Consider the following 7,158-nt stretch of genomic DNA (forward strand, 5'->3'; position numbering starts at 1 on the left):
GGCTAGAAGGGTCAGTCATTTCACCCCTTCCTGCGAGGCACAAAACGCCTCTTCGTCAGGAGTTCCAATGCCTTCCCCTTCTGAGCAAGCTGCTTACGCTTTTTACTTAAATCCAGTTCCAGCGGCTAGAATCTCCGGTCATTTCACTCTCTCACTCGAAGCAAAGAGCGCTTCAAGGTCGAGAGTTCCAATGTCCTGCGATTCTGAGCGAGCCGCTTCCACCTTTTACTTAATAACCAAGTTCGGTTTTTTATTTAAGCTATGACGACCATCTACGAAGCGAACTGTGCCTGATTTCGCACGCATAACAAGAGATTGCGTTGTTCCTACGCTACCTTTAAATTGAACACCGCGTAATAGTTCTCCATCTGTTACACCTGTTGCTGCAAAGATTGCATCGTCACCTTTTACTAAGTCCTCCATACGAAGGATACGATTAATGTCTTCTATGCCCATTTTTTTACAACGCGCTAATTCAGCTTCGTTTTGTGGCAATAGTTTTCCGTGAATTTCTCCACCTAAACATTTTAAAGCAACTGCTGCTAATACACCTTCAGGTGCTCCACCAGATCCAAATAAAATATCTACACCTGTACGATCAAACGCTGTATTAATCGCTCCAGCTACATCTCCATCATTAATTAATTTAATACGAGCACCAGCTTTACGAATTTCTTCGATAATTTCTTGATGACGTGGGCGATTTAAAACTGTCGCTACAACATCTTCAATATCTTTATTTTTCGCTTTCGCAACTGCACGTAAGTTATCAATAATAGGCGCATCAATGTCGACCGCCCCAACTGCTTCTGGGCCAACCGCGATTTTATCCATGTACATGTCAGGAGCATGTAACAAATTACCATGGTCTGCAATTGCAATAACAGCAAGAGCATTCCAGCCACCAGCTGCTACGATGTTTGTCCCTTCTAAAGGATCAACTGCAACGTCTACACGTGGTCCATATCCTGTACCTAATTTCTCTCCGATATATAGCATTGGTGCTTCATCCATCTCACCTTCACCAATTACAACTGTACCTTTCATCGGAATTGTATCAAATACATCACGCATAGCTGATGTTGCTGCACCGTCTGCTTCATCTTTTTTCCCGCGCCCCATCCAACGCGCTGATGATAATGCTGCAGCCTCTGTTACACGTACTAACTCCATAGATAAACTTCTTTCCACAATAATCCCTCTCCTTTAAGTCTTTATATTTCTGCCGTATTTTGTGAACCGTGTTTTTCTATAAAGTGTACTTCCGCAAGTAGTGATGCTTCGCTTCCCCCTTGCGGAAGTATCACTTATGCGTTCTTCATCTCTTCAATTTCTTGTTTTGTCATTTGTTCTCGCCAAATGTTTGCTCCAAGCCCTTTAAGCTTGTCCACTATATTCTCATAACCTCGATCAATATGCTCAAGTCCTGTTACTTCTGTAATTCCATCTGCCATTAACCCTGCAATAACAAGTGCCGCTCCCGCTCGTAAATCACTCGCCTTCACTTTTGCACCTTGCAGTAACACAGGACCAGTTACAATTGCCGAACGACCTTCTACTTTAATTTGAGCATTCATACGACGTAATTCATCAATGTGTTTGAAACGGGCACCGTAAATTGTATCTGTTACAACTCCCGTCCCGTGCGCTTTTGTTAAAAGCGTCGTAAACGGCTGTTGTAAATCTGTTGGAAAACCTGGATATACAAGCGTTTTGATATCAACTACTTTTAACTTTCTATTACCGTTCACCGTAATTTGATCATCGTTCGTTTCAACTTGAACACCAGCTTCTCTTAGCTTTGCAGTAACTGATTCTAAGTGCTGAGGAATAACGTTATCAACCGTTACTTCTCCTCCTGATGCAGCTCCTAGAATCATATACGTACCAGCTTCGATACGATCTGGGATGATAGTATGGTGACAACCATGTAAAGAGTCCACACCATCTATTCGGATTACATCTGTACCAGCACCTTTAATACGTGCTCCCATGCTTGTTAACAATGTAGCTACATCAATAATCTCGGGCTCTTTCGCTGCATTTTCAATAACAGTTCTACCTTTCGCTCGTACAGCTGCTAGCATAATATTAATCGTAGCTCCCACACTAACAACATCTAAATAAATACGTGCTCCATGTAGTTCATCTGCCCTTAAATAGATGGCACCTTGTTCATTTGTAACATGTGCACCCAGCGCTTCAAACCCTTTAATATGCTGATCAATTGGCCTCGGTCCTAAATGACATCCACCCGGAAGCCCAATAACAGCTTTTTTAAAACGGCCAAGCATCGCACCCATTAAATAATAAGAAGCGCGCAACTTTTTCACTTTTCCATTTGGCAAAGGCATTGCAACCATGTTAGAAGGATCGACTACCATCTCTTCCTCCTGTCCATAAGTTACTTTCCCTCCAATTTCCTCTAGTAAGTCTCCTAACATTTTCACGTCCGAAATATTAGGGACACCACCAATAGTTACTGGAGTATCTGCTAAAATTGTCGCTGGAATTAATGCAACGGCACTGTTCTTTGCACCGCTTACTCGAATTGTTCCATTTAAAGCTCTTCCGCCTTCAATTAGCAATTTTTCCATATTGAGCTCCCTTCTTGTGAATGTATTTACTTTCTATATTTTTATAGAAAGCTCCCCTTAAGAATCTCAATTACTCTTTCCATCCCAAAACTCAATAAAGTGAAACTTTAATTAGTCGGGGGTGTTTATCCCCCACTGGTTATTAGTTGAACCAATCGGGCTTTTACGGGCAGTAAGACCCCCACCTAACTTCTTTGCTTCCACTAAATTTTGAGGTGGGGGTCTTACTGCCCTTTAATGCGGGATAAATAGGAAACCATTATCTTCATTTCTCCTGTAGCACGAATAGATAAAGATCAACTATTCATCGAATTCACTTTATCAATTTAGATACGTTATCACATTTATTAATAGGACTATGCACATTATTTTCTATTTAAAAACCAAAAATGATAAAATCTTTCGACTTGTTCACGCTTTCATTATACAACGAAAGGAAACCGTCTAAAAGACTAGACGGTTTCCAAAACGGAATTTTATTCTTACGCTTTACCGTTAGAACCGAACTCACGCATTTTACCAGCAACAGTTGCTTTAATAGCGTCGCGGCCAGGTCCGATAAATTTACGAGGATCGTAAACTTCTTGGTCTTTGTTTAATACTTCACGAACAGCTTTTGTAAACTCGATTTGGTTCTCAGTGTTTACGTTGATTTTTGAAGTACCTAAAGAGATAGCTTTTACGATATCAGCAGTTGGGATACCAGTACCACCGTGTAATACTAAAGGTACGCCAGTGAAGTCACGAACTTGTTCCATTTCAGCGAATCCTAAGTTAGGCTCACCTTTGTAAGGACCGTGTACAGAACCTAAAGCTGGAGCTAGGCAATCGATACCTGTTGCTTCAACAAGGTGCTTACACTCTGCTGGATCAGCGTAAATTACGCCTTCAGCGATTACGTCGTCTTCTTGTCCGCCAACTGTTCCAAGCTCAGCTTCAACAGATACGTTACGAGCGTGTGCGTATTCTACTACTTGTTTAGTAGTTTCAACGTTTTCTTCGAATGGGTGGTGAGAAGCGTCGATCATTACAGATGTGAAACCTGCATCAATTGCTTCTTTACATTTTTCGAAGCTTGAACCATGGTCAAGGTGAATCGCTACAGGAACAGTGATGTTCATTTCTTCGATTAAAGCTTTAACCATAGCTACAACTGTTTTGAAACCAGTCATATGACGAGCTGCACCCTCAGATACACCTAGGATTACAGGAGATTTTTCTTCTTCCGCAGCAGCTAAGATAGCTTGAGTCCACTCTAAGTTGTTCATGTTGAATTGACCAACTGCGTATTTTCCTTCTAGTGCTTTGTTTAGCATTTCTTTCATAGAAACTAAAGGCATGGTGAATCCTCCTAAAAAACGTTTTTTGTATCCGATAAGTTCTTATCGCTGGTAGTATGACCAGAATAAGGTAAAATATGTATATCTACATACCGGACTTTTTTCTACACTCAATAGGATAACAACTTGTACTCAAAAACTCAACCGTATTCACCTGCACAATAGTCCATGTAAACGCTTTTTTCCATATTTTTTATAAAAAATTCATTTTTACGCCTCTACAGCGAGCTCATTTCTCACAGCTTGACGAATTTCATCAATATCAAATGGTTTAGCAAAATGCATTAAAGCACCTAAATCTTTTGCTTCTTGGATCATATCAAGCTCTCCATAAGCAGTCATTAAAATGACTTTAATACTCTCATCAATTTCTTTTACATGCTTTAAAATCTCTATACCATCCATGCCTGGAATTTTCATATCTAATACTACTAAATCCGGATTATCTTTTTTCACGATATCTAAAGCTTGAAATCCATTCGCTGCTTGGAATGTCTGATAACCTTCTTTTTGGAACACTTCATGTAATAACACACGAATCCCATATTGATCATCAACGATTAAAATTTTACCTTCCATAATTCCCAACCTTTCTGTGTAAGTACAAGATTTAAAGCTTCTTATATCTTAACGATTTATTTTCGCTATTCTTTGGCAAATTCCTTCCTATTCTTTCTTATTTTACCGTTTCCTATTTTGTTATGCTACCCTACGATTTCACCTTTCTAAAAAAATAAACTATAATGAAAGCCGGCAAACACGTACGAAGGGAGTAACATTATGTTAAAAATTTTTTCAACTCAATTAAGTGGTTATTTCTCCAGAGTTTCTCAAAAAGAAGAAATGAATATAGAAGATAGCGCTCGTTTACTTGCTCAAGCACTAATTGGCGATGGTTTCATTTATTTATATGGTACAAATGAAATGGATGGTGTTGTTACCGAAGCACTATTCGGTGCTGAACCAATGAAGCAAGCAAAACGCTTATTTGAAAATGGTAAAGAAGCAGAAGTAACCTCTGCGGATCGTGTACTTCTTATTAGCCGTTTTTCAACAGATGAAGCAGTTGTAGAAATTGCAAAAAAACTACAAGAAGAGGGACACTCTATTGTCGGCATTTCTGCTCTTCAAGAAGGTACGAAATCACTGGAACAATATACAGACGTACATATTGATACAAAACTGTTAAAAGGCCTTATTCCAGACGATGAAGGTAATCGCTACGGGTTCCCAAGCTTAATAGTGGCTTTATTTGCTTATCACGGAATCAAATTTACAATCGATGAAATGTTAAACGAATATTAAAAAAAGCGCCGTCACTTTAAAGTGACGGCGCTTTTTTTATTACTTGCTCTCTTTATTCGTAATAGAAGCTCTTACGAAGTCATGGAACAATGGTTGTGGACGGTTTGGACGAGAAACAAGTTCTGGGTGGAACTGTGCTGCTACGAACCAAGGGTGGTCTTTTAATTCAATGATTTCAACTAGACGACCGTCTGGGCTTGTACCAGAGAATACGAATCCTTCTTTTTCCATATCCGGACGGAACTGGTTGTTGAACTCATAACGATGACGATGACGCTCATATACAACCGGCTCATTATAAGCATTGTAAGCATTTGTTTCTTCAGAAAGCTTACATGGGTATAGACCAAGACGAAGTGTACCACCTAGGTCCTCTACATCTTTTTGTTCTGGTAATAGGTCAATGATTGCGTATGGTGTATCAGGGTTAATTTCAGAAGAGTTAGCACCTTCTAAACCTAATACATTACGTGCGAATTCGATTGATGCAAGTTGCATACCTAAGCAAATTCCTAAGAATGGAACTTTGTTTTCACGAGCATATTGAATCGCAACGATTTTACCTTCTACACCACGATCGCCGAAGCCACCTGGTACAAGGATACCATCTGTGTCTCCTACTAATTCTTGTACATTTTCTGCTGTTACGTGCTCAGCATTTACCCATTTTACTTCTACATCTGTATCGAATGAGTAACCAGCATGACGAAGTGCTTCTACAACAGAAATATATGCATCTTGAAGTTCTACATATTTACCAACAAGAGCGATTTTTGTTTTCTTAGAAAGGTTACGTACCTTGTTAACTAGCGCAGTCCACTCTGTCATATCTGCAGCTGGATTGTCTAATTTTAAGTGATCACAAACGATTTGGTCCATGTTTTGTTCTTGAAGAGATAATGGAACCGCATATAAAGTATCTGCATCGCGAGCTTCGATAACTGCTTTTGTATCGATGTCACAGAATAATGCAAGCTTGTCTTTCATATCTTGAGAAACAGGAAGTTCTGTACGAACAACGATAATATTTGGTTGAATACCTAAGCTACGAAGTTCTTTAACACTATGTTGTGTTGGTTTTGTTTTCATTTCACCCGCTGCTTTTAAGTACGGGATTAACGTACAGTGAATGTACATTACATTGTCACGACCGATGTCGCTCTTAATTTGACGGATTGCTTCTAAGAATGGTAGAGACTCGATATCACCAACAGTTCCACCGATTTCTGTAATAACAACATCCGCATTTGTTTCACGGCCAGAACGATATACGCGCTCTTTAATTTCGTTAGTAATGTGAGGAATAACTTGAACTGTTCCTCCTAAATATTCACCGCGACGCTCTTTTTGAAGAACTGAAGAGTAAATTTTACCTGTTGTTACGTTGCTGTATTTGTTTAAGTTAATGTCGATAAAACGCTCATAGTGACCAAGGTCTAAGTCAGTTTCTGCGCCATCATCTGTTACGAATACCTCACCGTGTTGGTATGGGCTCATAGTCCCTGGGTCTACGTTAATGTATGGATCAAACTTTTGAATCGTTACATTTAAACCACGATTTTTTAAAAGTCTTCCAAGAGATGCTGCTGTAATACCTTTTCCTAAAGACGATACTACACCGCCTGTTACAAAAATATACTTAGTCATGAAAAAGCTCCCTTCTATTTTGCTGTTATATAATCACCGTTGCAAAGCGCAACGTATGTAGATAACACTGTATCCATCTTATTGTTAGACTCTTTTTATTTTCTAAACAAAAAACAAAAAAGAAAATTGCTCCCCTCATCACATAAAGTAATAAGTAGGGAGCAATTTTCTTTTATATTTAAACTTTAAAAGTATTATCGTCCTTTTTTAAAGAGCCCAAAAATGATTCTACATGGACGATAATGAAAAGTCAAGAACTACAGTTCTTC

Annotated in this window: 6 protein-coding genes; 1 reads left to right on the forward strand and 5 read right to left on the reverse strand. The window is 39.2% G+C overall.

The features are described 5' to 3' along the window. Nucleotides 1-225 precede the first annotated feature (225 nt). From glpX to spo0F, 4 genes are all read right to left on the reverse strand, one after another. Nucleotides 226-1,191 carry a class II fructose-bisphosphatase gene (gene glpX / locus MR160_RS32200; RefSeq protein ID WP_000442340.1) on the reverse strand — a complete coding sequence of 322 codons (966 nt, stop codon included), beginning with the start codon at nucleotides 1,189-1,191 and terminating at the stop codon, nucleotides 226-228. Between the two features lie 116 nt (nucleotides 1,192-1,307). Continuing rightward, nucleotides 1,308-2,597, reverse strand: coding sequence for a UDP-N-acetylglucosamine 1-carboxyvinyltransferase (murA, locus tag MR160_RS32205; protein WP_000413248.1), 1,290 nt, complete (start codon nucleotides 2,595-2,597; stop codon nucleotides 1,308-1,310). 482 nt (nucleotides 2,598-3,079) lie between these two features. Continuing rightward, nucleotides 3,080-3,937 (reverse strand): class II fructose-bisphosphate aldolase, encoded by an 858-nt coding sequence (locus MR160_RS32210; RefSeq protein WP_001131856.1) that lies wholly within the window; start codon nucleotides 3,935-3,937, stop codon nucleotides 3,080-3,082. A 210-nt stretch (nucleotides 3,938-4,147) separates the two neighbouring features. After that, the gene (gene spo0F, locus MR160_RS32215; RefSeq protein WP_000398594.1) at nucleotides 4,148-4,516 is read right to left on the reverse strand and encodes a sporulation initiation phosphotransferase Spo0F; all 369 of its coding nucleotides are present in this window, start codon (nucleotides 4,514-4,516) and stop codon (nucleotides 4,148-4,150) included. 201 nt (nucleotides 4,517-4,717) lie between these two features. Here spo0F and MR160_RS32220 point away from each other — a divergent pair, with 201 nt between their 5' ends. Next, nucleotides 4,718-5,242 carry a DUF2529 domain-containing protein gene (locus MR160_RS32220; RefSeq protein ID WP_000912391.1) on the forward strand — a complete coding sequence of 175 codons (525 nt, stop codon included), beginning with the start codon at nucleotides 4,718-4,720 and terminating at the stop codon, nucleotides 5,240-5,242. 39 nt (nucleotides 5,243-5,281) lie between these two features. Here MR160_RS32220 and pyrG read toward each other — a convergent pair whose 3' ends face one another. Further along, complete coding sequence (gene pyrG, locus MR160_RS32225) at nucleotides 5,282-6,889, reverse strand: CTP synthase (RefSeq protein ID WP_000170448.1); 1,608 nt, start codon at nucleotides 6,887-6,889, stop codon at nucleotides 5,282-5,284. Nucleotides 6,890-7,158: the final 269 nt, after the last annotated feature.

The sequence above is a fragment of the Bacillus cereus group sp. BfR-BA-01382 genome (assembly GCF_022663475.1).
GTDB lineage: Bacteria > Bacillota > Bacilli > Bacillales > Bacillaceae_G > Bacillus_A > Bacillus_A thuringiensis_S.

Excerpts from the sequence above, each read along its gene's own strand:
- murA (WP_000413248.1), bottom strand. The coding sequence starts at position 2,597 with ATGGAAAAATTGCTAATTGAAGGCGGAAGAGCTTTAAATGGAACAATT.
- MR160_RS32210 (WP_001131856.1), bottom strand. The coding sequence starts at position 3,937 with ATGCCTTTAGTTTCTATGAAAGAAATGCTAAACAAAGCACTAGAAGGA.
- spo0F (WP_000398594.1), bottom strand. The coding sequence starts at position 4,516 with ATGGAAGGTAAAATTTTAATCGTTGATGATCAATATGGGATTCGTGTG.
- MR160_RS32220 (WP_000912391.1), top strand. The coding sequence starts at position 4,718 with ATGTTAAAAATTTTTTCAACTCAATTAAGTGGTTATTTCTCCAGAGTT.
- pyrG (WP_000170448.1), bottom strand. The coding sequence starts at position 6,889 with ATGACTAAGTATATTTTTGTAACAGGCGGTGTAGTATCGTCTTTAGGA.